Source organism: Kribbella sp. NPDC059898 (assembly GCF_042730855.1).
GTDB lineage: Bacteria > Actinomycetota > Actinomycetes > Propionibacteriales > Kribbellaceae > Kribbella.
In genome coordinates this window covers 151009-168109 of the sequence record NZ_JBHWKR010000015.1, presented here as the reverse complement: position 1 = coordinate 168109, position 17101 = coordinate 151009, and the positions used below count along the sequence as shown (strand labels likewise).

General features: G+C 64.9%; 16 protein-coding genes and 1 pseudogene. 9 read left to right on the top strand and 8 right to left on the bottom strand.

All coding sequences use genetic code 11. The annotated features are described in order from the left end of the window. The first annotated feature begins 70 nt into the window (after window positions 1-70). On the top strand, window positions 71-682 hold the full coding sequence (locus ACFV9C_RS35985; protein ID WP_380200788.1) for an exonuclease domain-containing protein: 612 nt from the start codon (window positions 71-73) through the stop codon (window positions 680-682). Window positions 683-730: 48 nt separating this feature from the next. Here ACFV9C_RS35985 and ACFV9C_RS35980 read toward each other — a convergent pair whose 3' ends face one another. The 4 genes from ACFV9C_RS35980 to ACFV9C_RS35965 all read right to left on the bottom strand — a co-directional run bounded on the left by ACFV9C_RS35980 (window position 731) and on the right by ACFV9C_RS35965 (window position 4972). After that, complete coding sequence (locus ACFV9C_RS35980) at window positions 731-1093, bottom strand: hypothetical protein (protein WP_380200786.1); 363 nt, start codon at window positions 1091-1093, stop codon at window positions 731-733. A 281-nt stretch (window positions 1094-1374) separates the two neighbouring features. Continuing rightward, entirely contained in the window at window positions 1375-1536 is a 162-nt protein-coding gene (locus ACFV9C_RS35975; RefSeq protein ID WP_380200784.1) for an acyl-CoA dehydrogenase family protein, read from the bottom strand. A 1256-nt stretch (window positions 1537-2792) separates the two neighbouring features. Continuing rightward, the gene (locus tag ACFV9C_RS35970; protein WP_380200782.1) at window positions 2793-4151 is read right to left on the bottom strand and encodes a hypothetical protein; all 1359 of its coding nucleotides are present in this window, start codon (window positions 4149-4151) and stop codon (window positions 2793-2795) included. 2 nt (window positions 4152-4153) lie between these two features. After that, complete coding sequence (locus ACFV9C_RS35965; RefSeq protein ID WP_380200780.1) at window positions 4154-4972, bottom strand: serine/threonine-protein kinase; 819 nt, start codon at window positions 4970-4972, stop codon at window positions 4154-4156. 708 nt (window positions 4973-5680) lie between these two features. On the opposite strand from ACFV9C_RS35965, the gene ACFV9C_RS35960 reads away from it, so the two are divergent. Both ACFV9C_RS35960 and ACFV9C_RS35955 read left to right on the top strand, forming a co-directional pair. Then, the gene (locus ACFV9C_RS35960; RefSeq protein WP_380200778.1) at window positions 5681-6061 is read left to right on the top strand and encodes a hypothetical protein; all 381 of its coding nucleotides are present in this window, start codon (window positions 5681-5683) and stop codon (window positions 6059-6061) included. Beyond that, the gene (locus ACFV9C_RS35955) at window positions 6054-6743 is read left to right on the top strand and encodes a hypothetical protein (RefSeq protein WP_380200776.1); all 690 of its coding nucleotides are present in this window, start codon (window positions 6054-6056) and stop codon (window positions 6741-6743) included. The genes ACFV9C_RS35960 and ACFV9C_RS35955 overlap by 8 nt, the downstream gene beginning before the upstream one ends. 1296 nt (window positions 6744-8039) lie before the next feature. Here the strand turns inward: ACFV9C_RS35955 and ACFV9C_RS35950 are convergent. The 3 genes and pseudogenes from ACFV9C_RS35950 to ACFV9C_RS35940 form a co-directional block, all read right to left on the bottom strand. Further along, a complete protein-coding gene (locus tag ACFV9C_RS35950) occupies window positions 8040-8519 on the bottom strand; it encodes a hypothetical protein (RefSeq protein WP_380200774.1) in 480 nt (159 codons plus the stop codon). Then, window positions 8519-9334 (bottom strand): hypothetical protein, encoded by an 816-nt coding sequence (locus ACFV9C_RS35945; RefSeq protein WP_380200876.1) that lies wholly within the window; start codon window positions 9332-9334, stop codon window positions 8519-8521. The genes ACFV9C_RS35950 and ACFV9C_RS35945 overlap by 1 nt, the downstream gene beginning before the upstream one ends. A 228-nt stretch (window positions 9335-9562) precedes the next feature. Then, window positions 9563-9823: pseudogene (locus ACFV9C_RS35940) on the bottom strand (helix-turn-helix domain-containing protein); the annotation flags it as partial. Between the two features lie 818 nt (window positions 9824-10641). On the opposite strand from ACFV9C_RS35940, the gene ACFV9C_RS35935 reads away from it, so the two are divergent. From ACFV9C_RS35935 to ACFV9C_RS35920, 4 genes are read left to right on the top strand one after another with little or no spacing between them, the layout of a single operon-like run. Then, window positions 10642-11820, top strand: a complete 1179-nt coding sequence (locus ACFV9C_RS35935) for a hypothetical protein (RefSeq protein WP_380200772.1) — start codon at window positions 10642-10644, stop codon at window positions 11818-11820. After that, window positions 11813-12433 (top strand): exonuclease domain-containing protein, encoded by a 621-nt coding sequence (locus ACFV9C_RS35930; RefSeq protein WP_380200770.1) that lies wholly within the window; start codon window positions 11813-11815, stop codon window positions 12431-12433. Before ACFV9C_RS35935 ends, ACFV9C_RS35930 begins: the two co-directional genes overlap by 8 nt. Next, entirely contained in the window at window positions 12408-12776 is a 369-nt protein-coding gene (locus tag ACFV9C_RS35925) for a dTMP kinase (RefSeq protein WP_380200768.1), read from the top strand. The genes ACFV9C_RS35930 and ACFV9C_RS35925 overlap by 26 nt, the downstream gene beginning before the upstream one ends. Next, complete coding sequence (locus ACFV9C_RS35920; protein WP_380200766.1) at window positions 12731-13030, top strand: hypothetical protein; 300 nt, start codon at window positions 12731-12733, stop codon at window positions 13028-13030. Before ACFV9C_RS35925 ends, ACFV9C_RS35920 begins: the two co-directional genes overlap by 46 nt. Before the next feature lie 615 nt (window positions 13031-13645). On the opposite strand, the gene ACFV9C_RS35915 is transcribed toward ACFV9C_RS35920, so the two are convergent. Then, window positions 13646-15001 carry an acyl-CoA dehydrogenase family protein gene (locus tag ACFV9C_RS35915; protein ID WP_380200764.1) on the bottom strand — a complete coding sequence of 452 codons (1356 nt, stop codon included), beginning with the start codon at window positions 14999-15001 and terminating at the stop codon, window positions 13646-13648. Window positions 15002-15085: 84 nt separating this feature from the next. On the opposite strand from ACFV9C_RS35915, the gene ACFV9C_RS35910 reads away from it, so the two are divergent. After that, entirely contained in the window at window positions 15086-15823 is a 738-nt protein-coding gene (locus tag ACFV9C_RS35910; protein ID WP_380200762.1) for a TetR/AcrR family transcriptional regulator, read from the top strand. Continuing rightward, the gene (locus ACFV9C_RS35905) at window positions 15820-17097 is read left to right on the top strand and encodes an acetyl-CoA C-acetyltransferase (RefSeq protein WP_380200760.1); all 1278 of its coding nucleotides are present in this window, start codon (window positions 15820-15822) and stop codon (window positions 17095-17097) included. The genes ACFV9C_RS35910 and ACFV9C_RS35905 overlap by 4 nt, the downstream gene beginning before the upstream one ends. Window positions 17098-17101: the final 4 nt, after the last annotated feature.

Here is a 17101-nt window from a genome sequence, read left to right as displayed (position 1 = left end):
TGATGCAGCGCGCGAGCGGGCGATGGCAGCAGACTTGGGTGACTCGACCATCGGAGGCGGATAGCGACAAATGGAGAGCACCACTGACCCTTGGACGGCTTGCGAGTACGCCGTCGTCGACGTCGAGGGCAACGGGCAGCGGCCGCCGGATCTCGTCGAGGTCTCGATTGTGGCAATCACGGGCGGCTTGATCGGCCCACCGAGGAGCTGGCTGGTCCGCCCGCCTCGCCCGATCACTCCAATGGTGCGCCAGTTCCACAAGATCACGGACGAGCAGATCGCAACCGCTCCACCCGTCGCCGCCATCGAAGCCGAACTACGCCAGGCGCTGAGCAACAAGGTGTTCGTTGCCCACAACGCCGGCGTCGACCTCGCGGTACTAGGCCGCGAACTGCCCGGATTCCAACCCACACGCGTCGTAGACACACTCAAACTCGCACGACGACTACACCCGAATCGCCACTCCTACAGGCTCGAGGCGCTCGCCGACGCATTCGGCCTCGCCAAAGCCATCCCGCCCGGCCTGGTCCCACATCGTGCGACGTACGACGCACTCGTCTGCGCCCGACTGCTCTCCCACCTCGCGACGCCCACCGACCGCCAGCCACTCACGTTCACCGAACTGCTGGAACCCGCCACGACAAAGTCCTCAACAGACGACACAACCGCCACACTCTTCTGAGCGCCTCTGTCGTCAAGCGTGACTCCGCCCGCATGCATGGGGGCTGGGTCAGGTCCAGGCGCCCTCCCCAGGAGGAGCAGTCATCCCCCAAGCCGAGGCCCAGTGCGAGCTCCTCCGCCAGGATGCGGGCTCTATCCCGATAGAGAGCTCCCTCGTACGAATGCGTCCGGCCCAATCCCACACATGGTCGAACATTCGTCGATGGATGTCGCATTGCACGGACAGCAGATCATCCACATCGAGTGCCTCATCGCGAATCCAGAACCGGGCATCGGCGATGTTCCGACTCTCGACATCGTTGAGCTCAGCCATCGTCTCGATGCCTCGATGAGGAACCAGGAGGTGCTGCCTGTCCTCCTCCTCAACCGGGGTGGCGCCATAGGGTTGATTGAGCGGGTCGAACATGCTCACAGACAGCACGCCTTCATGGTCGAGGGTGCCGGCGCAGTACGTACGCGACCGCTGCACTGTCACAGGGTCCGGGGCAGGCGTTCAGTGGCTCCATTCACGGAGCGCTCCGCGGCTGCGCTGCTGATCCGCCCGGAGAGCGTCGGCGTTCGGTCGTCTCGTGTGGCCCGGTAGTACTGGGCGGTCGCAGGCGAGCGGAGCGACAGCGGGCAAGAACCCGGCGCTAGCCGGAAGAAGTTGCCGGCGCTAGCCGGTGGGTGGGTCGGAGCACGCGGGGGGCTACATCATCTGATGCGCATGCCGGAGATGGCTCGGGCGATGACGAGGCGTTGGATTTCGGAGGTGCCTTCGAAGATGGTGTAGATCTGCGTCCGCCGGCGGACATCTCGTATGGTGCAGGCGCATCTGGCTCCTGACCTGCACTTTCGTCCTTCACCGATGATCAACGGTGACCAGTGTTTGTCAGCGTCTCACGGAGCAGTGACGGAGCAGGAATTTGCCCCAGCAACACTTCGGGCGTGCCTGGGGCGGTGCTAGGGAGCGGGTCTCCGGGCCCGGCAGCAGCCCGATCATGCACTGACGGCAGGTCGGCCTCGATGAGTACTTCGAGGGCTCGACTGTAGAGCCAGAGGCGGGCCCGGTGGCGAACAAACTCTCGATATCGGATTGCAGGTAGGCCGTGCCCCAGTGAGCCGAGGTGCCGATCGACCGCACCGGCGTACTTCGTGCCTCCGTAACGCCGGGCGGCGCAACACGGCGATAGAAGGTTCAGCCGGACGTGAGGCTGGCGGCCCGGTGTCGCGGCTGCGGACGCGCGGCGCGATGACGGGTAGGCGTTCAGGCATTCGAGCCCCTAATCTGCGTGTATGGCACCGGTTCTTCAGTCTGGCCCGACAGCTGGACACGGCGTAACAAAGCCCGCTCGCTTCGTCCGCGAGGCCGACATGCTGGCCCCGCTGCTGGACGGCATTGAGTCAAGCCTGCGCTCGCCGCTGGGAAAGCCGTACTTTGAGGTGCAAACGATGCGAGGCGTCGTCGACTTGCTTTACGTCGAGCTAGACGAATCCGTCGTAGCGACGCGTGTAGCTGCCGACTTACCTGCACTGTCTGACGTCACAGCGGTTGCAACCATGATTGCACTCACCGACATGGGCGCCAGCAGCGAGACGGACACGCCGGTCGCTGCACGTGCGATCACGGAGAGGACGGCAGTTACAGCACCGCATCTGCGCGGACAGGTACTGCCACGACTAGTCGATGCGGGGTGGGTCGTTCGGGTTGACGGTCGGTGGATGGCTACCACTCCGTACCGAATGCCAGGGAGCGATATGCTGGCCGTGGAGCTTAAGAGGCGTGATTGGCGAAAGGCACTCTCTCAAGCCGTCGCGTACACAGAGTTCGCCGAGAGGACCTACGTCGCACTCGACCGTGATAGCGGCTCCGATCTCCGAAAAGCTCGCCAAGCCTTTGATTTCGCAGGCGTCGGGCTCCTAACCGTGAGCCACGCCTCGCCAGGTGTGAAGAAGCAATCGTCCGCCCGCAGGCGAAGCAGGGTCTCACGCCTTGCGAGCGCCGTCGTAGCGGAACGGGTGATGGAGCTGGACCTCGCCGGCCGCCGATCCGGAGAGGTCCGCCATGTCTTTGGGCGACATCTGACGACGTCCTCAGGCGTTGACCCCCGGACGTCGTTCCGCTCGGGGCACTAACGCAGCAGATCTGCCCATAACTCCAGGTGCTTGGGCTCGTTCGCTCCCACCAACGGCAACCTGGCGCTCACGTCGCCGACGATGCGCCGGGCATCCCGGGTGGCACGGCGTGCAGCGACCCGCCGGCCCCTGGGATTCGTGGCAATGCCTGCAGTCATATCCCCCACTCGCCGCAGGTAGTGCGCACCGGCCAGCGCCTTGTCCCATTGCCCCGCCGGGAGACGTCTCTGTGCACGACAGAATCGGCAGTGACACCGATCGGCAGTCAGGGAGTCAACTTGTTCCGCAGTCGTCACGTCGACGACGTGAAGAAGTGAGTGGGCGAAGACGCGACGGGTCGGGGCTGGCCGCGGCTTCGTATTGATCTTGATCACTCGGGTGTCGGCGAACGCCCGCTCTCCCGACCCTATGCCAGTAGAGAACCCATGTGCACCGCAAGCGGCGCCCACCCATCCAGTGAGACCCGTATTTGGAAGGATTAGTACCTTGTCGTTGTCATCGAAGACGGCAGCCAGTTCAAGATAGCCGTCAAGGATCGTGCGATCGATCAACTGGCCGTAGGGCTGCCCCAGCAGCGGCCATCGGACGCGCAGGTAAAAGACCTGTTCGTCCATGTCCACGATTTCATCAAGCAAGCGATCCCGCAGCGCGCCAGTTGTGAGCCAACTGGCGGGAATTGTAACGTTTACTGCCAGCTTTTCATCGGCGTCCAGCGCACGTCGTGACCACTCGGCATGCTGCCGCATCGTTGCGATAGCGTACTTAGCGGTCGCTGGATCGCCCCAAAGGCCCGGAGTCAACAGCACTGTTGCACCGCACGATCGCTGAGCATCGAGCACGTCACGCACCCAAGTTTCGGTGTGGCCGTTCTTTTGAACATCGGTAAAGTAGGACCAATGTTTCGACGTCGAGCCGACATATGGCTTTCCGTCACGCTGGGCGGCCAAACTCGATCCAAAAGAGTCGTCGCGAGCGAAGCATTCAGGGTCGGCAATCCGAACCGGCGCAGTGGACATCCGATCAAAGTACGCCTCAATGCTCGTCGGACTCATTCGCGGCATTGGGGCGATTGTGCCCAGTTGGAGCGCTCCCCCATGACGACGCAGAATATCGTCTGCGACCTGCGGTAAGACGCTCGAGTGCTGGTGACTCTTGTGAAGTAAGAGCAACGGAGCCCCACGGCGCAATGCAGCTTCCACTGGGTCATCCAGTTCCTCCTCTAGGCCTGCCGTCAACTCCTCCTCGAGCTCCTCGTCAGCGTCCTCGTCGAGGTCCTCATCGACTGCCGTGGCATCCGTAGGATCGAGGTCGAGAGAATCTACCAATAGCTCAAGAATGTCATCTTCATTGGGCATGCTTATCCTCCAGCCAGCAGACTTAGAGCTTTCGCAACCGTGCCGCGACGATAGGGCGGATCGGAGAGGCACCGAACTATAAGGATGGCCACATCCGGCGGTAATGTCGATGGCATCTCCGGAGGTGCGGACAGCCGCTTCATCGCCTCTCCGATCGTTAGGGATTCACCTGGCCGGAAGAATGGATGGCTTCCGACGGCCGCTTCAAACAGAAGCTCCCCAACAGCCCACAGGTCGCTCGCGCGCAGGGCGCGCTCCTGGCGCAACTGTTCAGGCGCCATGTAGAGCGTTGTCCCCACCAGCGTCGGGTAGGTGGTAATCGTCTCGACATCCAACAATTTCGCGAGGCCTAGGTCTAGGATGACTGGATTACCATAGTTACCTCCTCGCAGAGCGACATTCGCCGGTTTCAGATCACGATGCAATAGATCAGCCGCGTGCATCGCCGAAACGCCAGCAAGAAGGCCGCTCGCAAGCGCGCGCAATTCTGCTGCACTCGGCCGAACATCAGCGACCACGTCCGAGAGATCGCAACCATCGATGTACTCGAATACCATGACTGGGCGATCAACGCCTCGGATATGAGCCTGGCGAATATCGAGCAATGCGACAACGTTGGGATGGTCGATCCGACGATAACTCGCGACCTCTCGACTCAGCCGCTGTAGGTCATAACCATCCTTGTAAATGATCTTGTACGCTGCATCCTGCTCGTCGAAATCGGCGCGCCACGTCTCACCAAAACTGCCCGTGCCGCGGTACATCACAGCACCGACCCCCAGAGCCTGACATACCTCGTCGGCTTCGAATTGTTGTTGCACTTCCGCCCCCCGGCGTCACGCTTCGTGTTCGTTCAAACGATACAGGTGCTGCGCAGTTTGTCGAGGACCGCGGAGAGTCATGCGGCCGTCCCGCCGCCATGTCGGAAGCGCACAGTGACCCAACTCGGCGCGCGACTAGCGTCACTCACCCGCCTGAAGGGATCGTGTCGACGGGTCCCGCGGTTTCCTAAACCGAAGGCCGCTCGGACGCCGCCGGTCGTCTACACATCCACAAGCGGCGAGGCCTGGGGCTGGAACCGACGGTCGACGATGACGCGGTCCTGCGCGGTCCGCGCGCCGTGCTTCTGTGGTTGTCGGTTGGCTCCCGACCTGCTCAATTCAGTCGTCCGCTGGCCCCCGTACTGTCGCAGTGGGTCGACAGTGAGCTCATCGCGACTCGAACCCTACGCGTTACTGCATCAGGCATCGGCTTGGGCGACTCGAGAGATCGCTGCAGGCGTGCCACGCCCGCCTGCTCTGCGCCCCCGCGAGCCTTCGCGGAACTGGCACATCAAGGCCTGTCGAAGGCGCGGGTCGATCTTGCATATGGAGAGGACGTCAGGTCGCTCCACGCCCCTGGCATCGGTCCCGATCAGCGACTTCCTTTGCGGCGATCCGCGTTGCCATCCACAATCGATTCGCCGACGCCTCGTAACGCCAGCGTCGCTCGGACGATATCTCTGCTGGGAGAAGCGACGGGGGGCAAGCGTGCGGGACATCGAAGTACGGGACATCCTGGTGCTGGCGCGTGCTGAGCTCTCCGATCCTCAGGCCGACCTCAAGCAGCTATATCTGTGGCGCTACGAATACCTGGCGACGGCAGCCAAAGCTGTGGTCGGCGCTGGTGCTTCACTGCTGGTTGCTGTCCTGGCTGCAGCTCTCCAGCACAAAGACGGCGCGGACTGGCGGCCGGTCATTGGAGGGGCCATCGGTGCTGTACTCGTGCTAGCCACCGGCGTCTTCACATATCAACGGATTCGCCGGATCTATCGTGAGTATGTGATCGCCCAGGAATTGCTTAGCGAGGCAATCCGAGTGCAACCATTCCTTAGGCTGTACGAAGCAAGGGAGCAGTCGACAGATGACTGAATGGGCGACTCTAGTATCGACCGCGGCCGCCGCTGCTGGACTCGTGTCGATTGTCGTCCAATCGGCGAGTCGAGTGGTGGCTGCTCGACGGCGGCGGCAGGACCGCGCCAGGCTGACCGATGCTGCCCAGCTGAGTGCGGTGAACTCTGCTGACATCGAGACACTGGGACGGTACCTCTTCGATGACATCGGAGCAGTGCGGGTCAGCGACGTTGTAACCAACGACGACGTGCGCGGCAGAACTCTCCGAGCATTTTCGAGGCTAACAACGTTCATCGGGACCGAACCACCTGCAGAAGCAGGCGAGGCGCCGGCGACACCCGCAGCATCACAGCTCTCGATCGACGAGCTCAGCACGGCGCGCGAGCAGATCCTCCGGGGTGAGGTCTGGAACGGTCTGGCTCTGATGCGGCGTCACCTCGAGCTGACCATACGAGCATCGCATCCCGAGCTAGGGGAACGGATGGGTGCAGGCCAACTGATCGGCGCGGCCGCGCAGCTGGGTGCGCTTTCGGAAGACGCGGCCGGCTCACTCCGATACGCCGTAAAGGTTGCCAATAGGGCGATCCACGGCGAGCCAGTCGATCCAGACGAAGCTCTCCGAGCCATCGACAGCGCTGACTACGGTCTCCGACTTGTAAGTGGGTCGGATAAGCCTTCAGGCGGAAGCGCCATCTCCTAGGGACGCAACGTCGTACTAGGACGCGCCTGTCGTACCTGCTGAGATTCCGCATCCTTTGCAACCGCACCCGTCACCCGTACCCCGCGGGATGCCTTGACGAGTCCCGCCTCGATCAGGAGCGCCACGGCGCGGTGCGCTGTGCTCACTGCGACGCCGTCGCGTTCGGCTAGCGCCCTCGTAGTCGATGGAGGCATGCCTGGCGCAATGAAGCCGCTGGATATCGCGCCACGCAGGTCGGCAGCGATGCGACGGTACGGTTCCAGATCGGCAGCATCAACATCAGGCAGGAGAAGAGCCATGCGTGGCACCCTGGACGCAGGGCCCCTGGCAGCTTCGGCCGAGAAGGCATGCGGATGATGAGGGCTTTTGCGGCGAGCTGGGACCGCTCCTCTTGGTACGCCGTGTAGGACTTCAGCGTCGTGGAGCCGCCGACACTGAACCCGGCCAGAGAGACGTCAGTGCATCCGGATCAGGGGAGAAGATAGACGCATCCCCGCGCAGCTCGATACCTAGCGCAGATGCTTCGGCCTTCTTCCGTCCATAGCCCCTCGGAGCAACGGGCGCGTCTCGTGATCCAGCTGGGCCAGGTGCCTCCACGCTGCTGCCATCAAGCTCCGCGTCATGGGCGCCTGACCTATGGGTGAAGCATCAACAGCTCGCCAGACGGTCCGCGCCTCGAAGGCACGCTCAACCCGCCGAAATGAGGACAGCACCACCGTCACACTTCTTGCATTCGAGGCGTTTCGGCTACCTGCAACGAGAAATGCGGCATGTTCGGGCGGCGGACGTTGAGCATATATGGATGACTTCTCAGCGCCGTTCGGGCGTGATTTGACTGCGCGCCAACACGTCTGCGAGCAGTGTAGCGACACCTACAGCGCGGCCAAATCCGATCAACGCTTCTGCTCAGATCGGTGCCGTCTCCGCCATTGGAGAAGCCGCCGACGGGTCCGGGCAGCGGAGGCGATCGAAGCCGAAAGCGTGGGCGTGCTGGTGGCAGAGGTCGCCCGGTTGCAGCATCAAGTTGCCGAGCTTCAGCATGCGAAGGCGACACTCCGCGGGGCACTTTCGCGCGCGCGGATGCGCCTGATCGCCGGACTGAGCAGGTCCGGCCGGCGGGCTCTTTTCGACCGGTCCTCGCGATGAACGGCGGTATCGGCCGCGGAAGCAGACGGCGGGTTTCCTGCTGTCAGCTGCGGAGCCGGTGTTCGGGTCGAGGCCCGACTTGGTACTGATACGTTCGCCTGCGTCGTCGACGCGGCGCCGCCTCCGAGGCTGGGATACGTGAACCGCCGGTCAGTCGCGCGTGACTCCGGTCGGCCAGACGACTGTCACCGGTAGGTCTTTGTCGCGTGCTGCTTGGACGACGTCGGCGGTTCCGCCGTAGCCTCGGGCCGCTTGGCCGTCCCAGACGGCGATCAACTCGTCGGCTCGGTCGAGCATGCGAAGACTCGCGTCCATGTGTGCGTCAGAGTCAGAGACTGCGCGGTCCAAGGCGATTGTTTCAGAGGCCGCAGACAGGAGTGCATCGTAGGTCGGGTGATACGAGGCCGGCAGGCCGTCGCGGTAAGTGGTGGCCGGGATGACCGCGATCAGGCGACCGCCGAGGTCGAGGATTGTCCGGGCGAAGAGCGCGTCGGCGCCGTCCGCGAGACATGAGATTCCGACGAGGTCGGTTGCCCCTTTGGACTCGACAGTTCGCCGAAGCTGGTCTGCGATCCAGGCCTCTGTTGATTCGGACAACCCACGATGACCGGAGACTGCGAGGTGCAGCACTAAACCTCCCCTTTCAGCGCCCGAGTCAGCGAGCGAACCTCGCTGCTGCCGGGCGGTAGGTTCTCGATGAACATCTCAACTTGATTCACGATCCGCCTGCTGCCGAGGCGCTGGCCCGTGCGAAGTGCGGCTTGGAGAGCGGCACAGCCCTCGTCGACGCGTCCGGCAGCGACCAGGACACGGGCATGGTCGATCACTGCCAGAGCGCGGGGTTTCGGGCCGGTGAGATGCGGATCTGCCTCCCGGAACGCGCTCCGGGCGCCTTCGATATCACCCAGTCGGCCGAGAGCGACGGCACGAGCTGAGGCGAGCTTGCCGCGATCGAACTGGAAGACCCAGGGCCACACCGGCTCACCTTTCGGATGGTCCGTCAGCGTGTCCGCGAGCTTCAGTGCAGCCAGAGTTGCTTTCTGGTCCTGCAGCTTTCCAGCGGTAACTGCACGGACCGATGAGAGCCACGCGCGCGCCGCATCAGGGGCCGAGCGGTCGAGGAGGGCCTCGGCATGGGCGACGTGTTGGAGCCCGACTCGCGCGTTGCCAGACTCAGTTTCGAACTGGCCGAGGCTCGCGACCATGTAGGCCGTCAGCAGCGGGTGGCCGGCTTGTTCGGCACGCCGGATCGCCTCGTTGTAGCGCGTTCGAGCGGCGGCAGGTTCGCCACGATCCATCGCAAGCCATGCCGTCATGCCTGCAATCTCGGCGAGCACGCTGTACCCGCCGCTGGTTCGAAGGCTCTGATCCACCGTCACTCGCGCCAGCGACAAGTGAGCCTCGACGGCCGTCGCGAGGTGTTCCGACGGAACTGCGTGTTCCATTCGCCGATAGTGAGCGATTGGTCCTGCGAGAGCCGATCGGAGGTCTGAGGAGGCGTGATCGTCAATGGAGATGTACCGCGCTGAAGCGATCCCAGCACCTGCTCCGAGCGCTACTCGCAAGAACTGCTTGCGCTCCACGTCGTCATCACCTGTCCCATCACCCCCGCGCTCCACCTCGTGCCGGGGTACCTCGTCCCGATGTCGCGGTGCCAAGCCGAGAAGTTCCCGCTCACGCTCGGGCATCAAGAGCCCGTCAGCGATGCGCTCCAGCACATTGAGGCGCGACACTCTCCGGGTACCCCGGACTATCTCACTGACCCTGCCTTGGCTGAAACCGGCGGCCGTCCCGATTCGCGTCTGGCTGATTCCCCTAGCGCCAGCTTCGCGGAACAGACCACCAATGTCGCGCTCATGAAGCGACCGTTGCACGGCTGCCGCGCGCCAGAACGACGGGGGAAGCCTGATCGCCTCTGCCGCCTCATCGCGCATAGAAGTCCTAGCTCAAAGTCCCGGAGTCAGGAGGAAATCGTATCCGACAGTACGCACATCATGACTGCCCGTACGAGCCGTCCTGTGAAGTCATATCCCCAAAGGGGATAGCTGTCAGCGAGGCACACCAGTCACCGTAGCTACTCAGAGCTACTGATCTACACCAGATAGTCAAAGGCGACTGAGGATGTGACTCAGAGTGATTGCAGAGATGTGGATGTTGATTGCCGTCACCGGTGCGGCAGCCATCGCCATGGTTGCCGACATCGTCCGGGATGTGATGGACCGATGACCCCGTCCAAGATCTGCGCTCGACGTCGGATCCGGGTGTGGTTCGGCGACACGGTCATCACGAGATTCGATGGCAGCGAACACACGGCCAGCCAGTACGCCGCTGCCATGCGGCGACGATTTCCGAGCCTGCGAGTCAGCGACGAACCGATCGCCGAGCGCCGGTGAAACACGAGATTTGGCGGGTGCAACTCTGGCTCGCCGACTATCTGATCGAGGAACACATCGCACCTGCTGCCTTGGCTGAGCAGTACGCCAACGTGATCCGGCTGCGCATCCGAGGCCTACCCGGACGCCGGTTGCTCTGCGCGCCCATCCGCGATCGCGAGTGCCTCACGCCCGCTCCTTCGGAGGCCCGGAGCCCCATCGAGGAGTTCCGGCGTCCCTCGCCACCAAGCCTGCCCTCGAGCTGAGTCTGCGGACTGATCGCAGGCCCAAGGCTCCCCAATTCCGGCGGGCCGGCGTGTCGATCCCTGTATCTGCGCCGGTCCGCCGTTCCACCCTTGCCGCCCCTTACGGAGGTCCGAATGACCACGTTCGTTCCACTGCTGTCTGCCGAGACCGTTGCCGCACTACCCGAGCGCGCTCAAGAGGTTGTCGAGTACCGCAAGTCCGGACTGTCGCTGAACCACGTGCAGGGCTGCCCGCTCGGGTGCGCCTACTGCATCCGTCATACCTACGGCCTGTGGGACGCCGACACACCGGCGGCGCTCATGACCGATGCCGAAGCAGTCGAGCAACTGGTCAAGCACCGGTACTTCAGGCCGCACAAGACGCCGCTACAGATCTTCAACAGGTCCACCGATCCGTTCCTCGCCGGCGTACGCGACCACCTCTTCGCAGTACTCGAAGACCTCGACGCCCGGGGGCTCACGAACCACGTACTTGTCATCACACGCGCGGTCGTTCGTGACTCCGACTGCGCCCGGCTGAACGCGTTGAAGAACCTCAAACTGACGCTGCTGTTCACCTACTCCGGCATCGAAGACCGCCGCGTGGAGCCCTATCCGAGCTCCGTAGCCGCCGCTTCCCTTCGCCGTGCGACCGCCTACGGCTCGGCCCAACAGCCACGTCGCTATCGGACCATCCTGTACTGGCGTCCGCTCGTACCGGGCCTAAATGACACCGACGACCACCTGCAGCGGGCCATCGAGCTGTCAGCTTCCGCGGACGCCACGGTGTTCACTGGCCTGTTCTACCGCGAGCAGATCGCCGAGTACTACAAGGCCAACGGGATCCCCGAACCATACGAGGGAACCGCGCGACGCAAGATCGTGCCCGAAGCCCTCGATCGCCGCGTCATCGACGCCTTCGCAGCCCGACCCGACGGCGCGTCACCCTTGTTCCGTAAGACATCTTGTGCCGTCTCCTACGCACACGGGCTGCCGGACTACAACGGACACTACGGGATCCGCGAATTGTGCGACATCTGCCCCCTGGCCCAACTGAAGCTATGCGCCGACGCCCATAAAGTCCCGACGACGCGCGCGTTCCTGGATGCAGCAGCTGAGCTGCCGGAGGCGGCAGACTTGGAGGTGCTCGACATCACCGGCCGCGCAGTACAGGTCGACGGGCTGGCATCGGAGCAGCCCCGATACTTCCTGCAGCACGCGTTCGCATTCCAGGTCCACGATGCCGGGCACCCGCACCACCTCAACCGGCACGGCCGCGCAGACATCGGATGGGAGGCGACGACCAATGGCTGAATCAAACAGCCCATGGTCGGCGTTCGACTACGCCGTGGTCGACGTTGAAGGCAACGGACAGCAACCCCCTGACCTTGTTGAAATCTCGATCGTCGCGATCAAGAACGGCTCAATCGGCCAAGCGAGGAGCTGGCTGGTCCGCCCACCGCGGCCGATCACTGCAATGGCCCGACGCTTCCACAGGATCACCGACGAGCAAGTTGCCGACGCGCCAACGGTCACCGACATCGACGCCGAACTGCGCACCGCGCTGGACAGCATGGTGTTCGTCGCACACAACGCCGGCATTGACCTCGGCGTCGTCAGCCGCGAACTTCAGGGCTACCAACCCAAGCAGGTTCTGGACACGCTAAAGCTCGCCCGGAGGCTGCTGCCCGGCCGCGACTCGTACAAACTCGGCGCCCTGGTCGACGCACTCGATCTAGCCAAGGGCCTCTCCCCCGACCTCGCGCCGCACCGCGCAACCTACGACGCCATCGTGTGCGCGAGGCTCTTCGTCCACCTGGCAACACCTCCCGGCCGCGAACCGCTCACGCTCGCCGAACTGCTGAACACCGCACCCAACAAGAGCACCACGGACGCTGCCGATGACCCTGCCGCGACCCTCTTCTGAACCTCGCGCCGGACTCTTCATCACCATCGACGGCCCGTCCGGCGTGGGCAAAACCACCACCATCACCCACCTCGCTCAGCTCCTCAGAGCCGACAACGTCCCTGTCCACCTCACCGCCGAACCCTCGCGCGGCCCGATCGGCCGTCTCGCCCACGACCTCACCGACACTGTCACCGGCCCCGCCCTTGCGTGCCTGTACGCCGCGGATCGATACCACCACCTGCAGTCCGAGGTCCGCCCGAGCCTCGAGGCAGGACGCCTGGTCCTTGCGATCGCTACATCCCGTCGGCCCTTGTCATGCAGCGACTCGACGGGATCGATCCTGATTTCCTGTGGAACGTGAACGCGTTGGCTGATCGGCCGCATCTGGCCGTCATCTTGAGCGCCGATCCGAGCGTGATCGGCAAACGGCTTGCGGCTAGAGGTCCGCACAATCGATTGCAGCGTCAGTCCAACAGCACGGCAGCCGAGGTCCGCTACTACAAGGAGGCATACGAGCGTCTCAGTGCCGCTGGCTACCGAGCGGTCCGGATCAGCACCGGTCAGCACACACCTCGGGAAGTAGCGGTATTGGTGCGGCAGATGCTCCTGCGATAGACCTCGCCTGCCGGTTGGTCCAGGCAGCGTCGCCGCGGACCGGTCAATGACCCGTCAGAGCAACAGGATCCACCTGGTTGACGAAGGGCGCCGCTCCGCTTGGGGACATGTCGATTGCGAGGCGAACCAACTGTCGGACGAGCCCGATCCTGCAGGCGAGACGATCCGTCGGACGCGTGCGGGACGGAGCTCGGATGGACGTCATCTGCTGCGTCCGGTAGCGCCCGGCAATCGCTCGCGGGCGGCAGCCCGCAACTCGCCCACGGCAGCGGGCAGGAAGCCGGCGCTAGCCGGAGGGTGGGTGGGAGCGCGCGGAGCAGGGGCGGGAGGGAGCGGAGCGACCGGAGTCCCTGCGGAGCACGCCGGGGGGATGAACCCCAGTTGCCCGTCACCACCTGTACGTTCACCCACGGGCGCCGGCCAAGCACTCGCCCGCGGGCGGCAGCCCGCAACACGCCCGCGGCAGCGGGCAAATCGCCGGCGGGAGCCGGCAACAGCCCGGCGCGAGCCGGAAGAAGTTGCCGGCGCTAGCCGGTGGGTGGGTGGGAGCGCGCGTAGCAGGGGCGGGAGGGAGCGGAGCGACCGGAGTCCCTGCGGAGCACGCGGGGGGCTACATCACCTGATGCGCATGCCGGAGATGGCTCGGGCGATGACCAGGCGTTGGATTTCGCTGGTGCCTTCGAAGATGGTGTAGATCTTGGCGTCTCGGTGCATGCGTTCTACGGGGTATTCGCGGGTGTAGCCGTTGCCGCCGAGGATTTGGATGGCTTCTTCGGTGACCTTGACGGCTACTTCGCCGGCTTTGAGTTTGGCCATGGAGCCTTCGCCGTGGCGGTAGTCGGGGGTTTCGCCGCGCATGAGGGCGGCGGACATGTTGGCGGCGCGCCAGACGAGGAGGCGGGCGGCGTCGATCTCCATGGCCATGTCGGCGAGTTTGAAGGCGATGCCCTGGTTGTCGATGATCGGGCGGCCGAACTGTTCGCGGGTCTTGGCGTATTCGAGGGCTACTTCGTACGCCGCGCGGGCGATGCCGATGGCCTGGGCGCCGACGATGTGGCGGGTCATTTCGAAGGTGGCCATCGAGGCGTTCCGGCCGGCGGAGCGGGCCGCGTCGGCGCCGGAGGAGATGTCGGAGGAGGCGCGAGCGGCGGCGGCTTCGCGGGCGCGGGCGAGGCGTGCGTCGAGCTTTTCCTTGCCGCCGAGGACGTTGGCGGCGGGGATGCGGACGTTGTCGAAGAAGACGTCCGCGGTGTGTGACGCGCGCAGGCCGTGCTTGCGCAGCTTCGTCCCCTGCTGGAGGCCGTGGACCTCGGTGCGCGGTACGACGAACGCGGCCTGGCCCTTCGTACCGAGCGACGGGTCGACCGTGGCGACGACCACGTGGATGTCGGCGATGCCGCCGTTCGTGGCCCAGGCCTTCTGGCCGTTGATGACCCATTCGCCGGAAGCCTCGTCGAAAACGGCGCGGGTGCGGATCGCCGAGACGTCGGAGCCGGCGCCGGGTTCGGAGGAGCAGAAGGCGGCGACGCGTACGTCGTCAGGTGTGCCGTAGCAGCGAGGCATCCACTGGCTCCACTGTTCCGGCGTACCGTTCGAGAAGATCGCCGACGAGGCGAGGCCGGTGCCCTTCAGCGACATGCCGATGCCGGCGTCGCCCCAGAACAGCTCCTCGTGGACGAGCGGCATCAGCAGGCCGGACGGGTCGACGAACAGGTTGATGTTGGCGTCGAGGCCGTACAGACCGATCTTGGCGGCCTCCTGGATGACCGGCCACGGGGTCTCCTCGCGCTCGTCCCACTCGGCGGCGGCCGGGCGGATGACGTCGGCGGCGAAGGTGTGGGCCCAGTCGCGGATCTCCTTCTGCTCCTCGTTCAGCGCGAGGGAGAAGGGGCTCCAGCCCGGCCTCGAGCGCTCGGCGCCGAGTTCACCGGCCAGCGTCATCACGTCTGCGGACACAACAGAGTCGCTCATCAGGTCCTCACAAAAGCGGAGATGTTACCGATGAGTGTAACTGTCGTTTGCACCAACGGGTACCGCTGTGGCTAAGATCGGTTCATGAGCTCCGCGCTGCTCGCGATCGGACGCCGCCGGACCACGGCGGAGCGTCGGCGCGACCGCGAGCGGGACATCATCCGCGCCACCCGGGAGATCTTCGACGAGCGCGGCACGATCGACGCCCAGATCGACGATATCGCCAAGCGGGTCGGGATCAACAAGGCTCTCATCTACCGGCACTTCGCCGGCAAGGAGGAACTGTTCGCGCTGACGCTCGTCGACTACCTCCAGGAACTCGAAGAGCGCCTGCAAGAAAATGACAGCCCGAGAAGAACTCCGCTCAACCGGCTCAAGGCGCTGAGTGAGACGTTCGTGGACTTCTGTCTCGGCTACCCGGCGTTCACCGACTGCGCGATGAGTCTGCTGCGCAGGACCGGCGAGGAGCTGTTCGGCGAGATCACCGAGCCGGTGATGGTCAAACTCGGTACGGCGATGGCCGCGCCGCTGGACCGGATCGCCGCGATCCTGAAGGCCGGCCAGCGGACCGGCGTCTTCGACGAGGTCGACACCGCGTACCTGGCCAACCACCTGTACACGCAGACCCTCGGATCGTTGCACATGGCAAGGGTCGGTCTGATCGTGTCGGGCAGCGGGCCCGGGCATCCCGTAGTGCATCATGCCGATGTCGGCACCGTCCGGTCGACCGCGATCACCGCGACGCTGGCAACCGCGGTGGGACAGAAAGCCCTGACAACCAAGACCCGCTCCGCGAGAGCCAGAGCAGGAGAGACATCGTGACCGAACCGCGCAAGGTGGCCGTGGTGGCCGGGAACCGGATCCCGTTCGCCCGGCAGGACAAGACGTACCGGCACGCCTCCAACTCCGACATGCTCACCGCCGCGCTGAACGGGCTGGTCGACCGGGCCGGCCTCGGCGGGCAGGAGGTCGGCGAGGTGGTCGCCGGTGCGGTCCTCAAGCACGCCCGGGACTGGAACATGGTCCGCGAGGTGGTGCTCGGGTCGAAGCTCGCGCCGACGACCCCGGCGTACGACATCCAGCAGGCCTGCGGTACCGGGCTGGAGGCGGCGATCCTGGTCGGCAACAAGATCGCGCTCGGCCAGCTCGAGGCGGGCATCGCCGGCGGCGTCGACACCGCGTCCGACGCGCCGCTGAGCGTCAACGACCACCTGCGCAACGTCCTGCTCGACCTGAACCGCGCGAAGACGTACCCGGACCGGCTGAAGGTGCTCGCCCGGGTCCGCCCGAAGGACGTCGTACCGGAGATCCCGCGGAACGCCGAGCCGCGGACCGGGAAGTCGATGGGTGACCACGCCGCGCTGACCGCGCTGGAGTGGGGCATCACCCGCGAGGCGCAGGACGAGCTCGCGTACCGCTCCCACCTCAACCTGGCGAAGGCGTACGACCGGGGTTTCCAGCAGGACCTGATCACGCCGTACCTCGGGCTCGAGAAGGACCAGAACCTGAGACCCGACACCACGCTCGAGAAGCTGGCCAAGCTGAAGCCGGTGTTCGGCAACGGCGAGACCGCGACGATGACCGCGGGCAACTCGACCCCGCTGACCGACGGCGCGTCGACCGTCCTGCTCTCCACCGACGAGTGGGCCGAGCAGCACGGCCTCCGCCCGCTCGCGTACCTGACCCACTCGCAGACCGCGGCGGTCGACTACGTGAAGGGCGCCGAGGGCCTGCTGATGGCCCCCGCGTACGCCGTACCGCGGATGCTGCAGCGTGCCGGTCTCACACTGCAGGACTTCGACTACTACGAGATCCACGAGGCGTTCGCCTCCCAGGTACTGTCCACCCTGAAGGCGTGGGAGGACCCGATCTTCTGCAAGGAACGGCTGGGTCTCGACGCGCCGCTCGGGGAGATCGATCGGGACAAGCTGAACGTGAACGGGAGCTCGCTGGCCGCGGGGCACCCGTTCGCGGCGACCGGCGGGCGGATCGTCGCCGCGCTGGCGAAGCAACTGGACGAGAACGGCGGCGGCCGCGGGCTGATCTCGATCTGCGCCGCGGGTGGCCAGGGTGTCGTCGCCATCCTCGAGAAGTAGGAGC

Coding starts and splice junctions, on each gene's coding strand:
- ACFV9C_RS35915 (WP_380200764.1), bottom strand. CDS start 15,001: ATGAGCGACTCTGTTGTGTCCGCAGACGTGATGACGCTGGCCGGTGAA.
- ACFV9C_RS35930 (WP_380200770.1), top strand. CDS start 11,813: ATGGCTGAATCAAACAGCCCATGGTCGGCGTTCGACTACGCCGTGGTC.
- ACFV9C_RS35935 (WP_380200772.1), top strand. CDS start 10,642: ATGACCACGTTCGTTCCACTGCTGTCTGCCGAGACCGTTGCCGCACTA.
- ACFV9C_RS35955 (WP_380200776.1), top strand. CDS start 6,054: ATGACTGAATGGGCGACTCTAGTATCGACCGCGGCCGCCGCTGCTGGA.
- ACFV9C_RS35920 (WP_380200766.1), top strand. CDS start 12,731: ATGCAGCGACTCGACGGGATCGATCCTGATTTCCTGTGGAACGTGAAC.
- ACFV9C_RS35910 (WP_380200762.1), top strand. CDS start 15,086: ATGAGCTCCGCGCTGCTCGCGATCGGACGCCGCCGGACCACGGCGGAG.
- ACFV9C_RS35925 (WP_380200768.1), top strand. CDS start 12,408: ATGACCCTGCCGCGACCCTCTTCTGAACCTCGCGCCGGACTCTTCATC.
- ACFV9C_RS35985 (WP_380200788.1), top strand. CDS start 71: ATGGAGAGCACCACTGACCCTTGGACGGCTTGCGAGTACGCCGTCGTC.
- ACFV9C_RS35970 (WP_380200782.1), bottom strand. CDS start 4,151: ATGCCCAATGAAGATGACATTCTTGAGCTATTGGTAGATTCTCTCGAC.
- ACFV9C_RS35945 (WP_380200876.1), bottom strand. CDS start 9,334: ATGGAACACGCAGTTCCGTCGGAACACCTCGCGACGGCCGTCGAGGCT.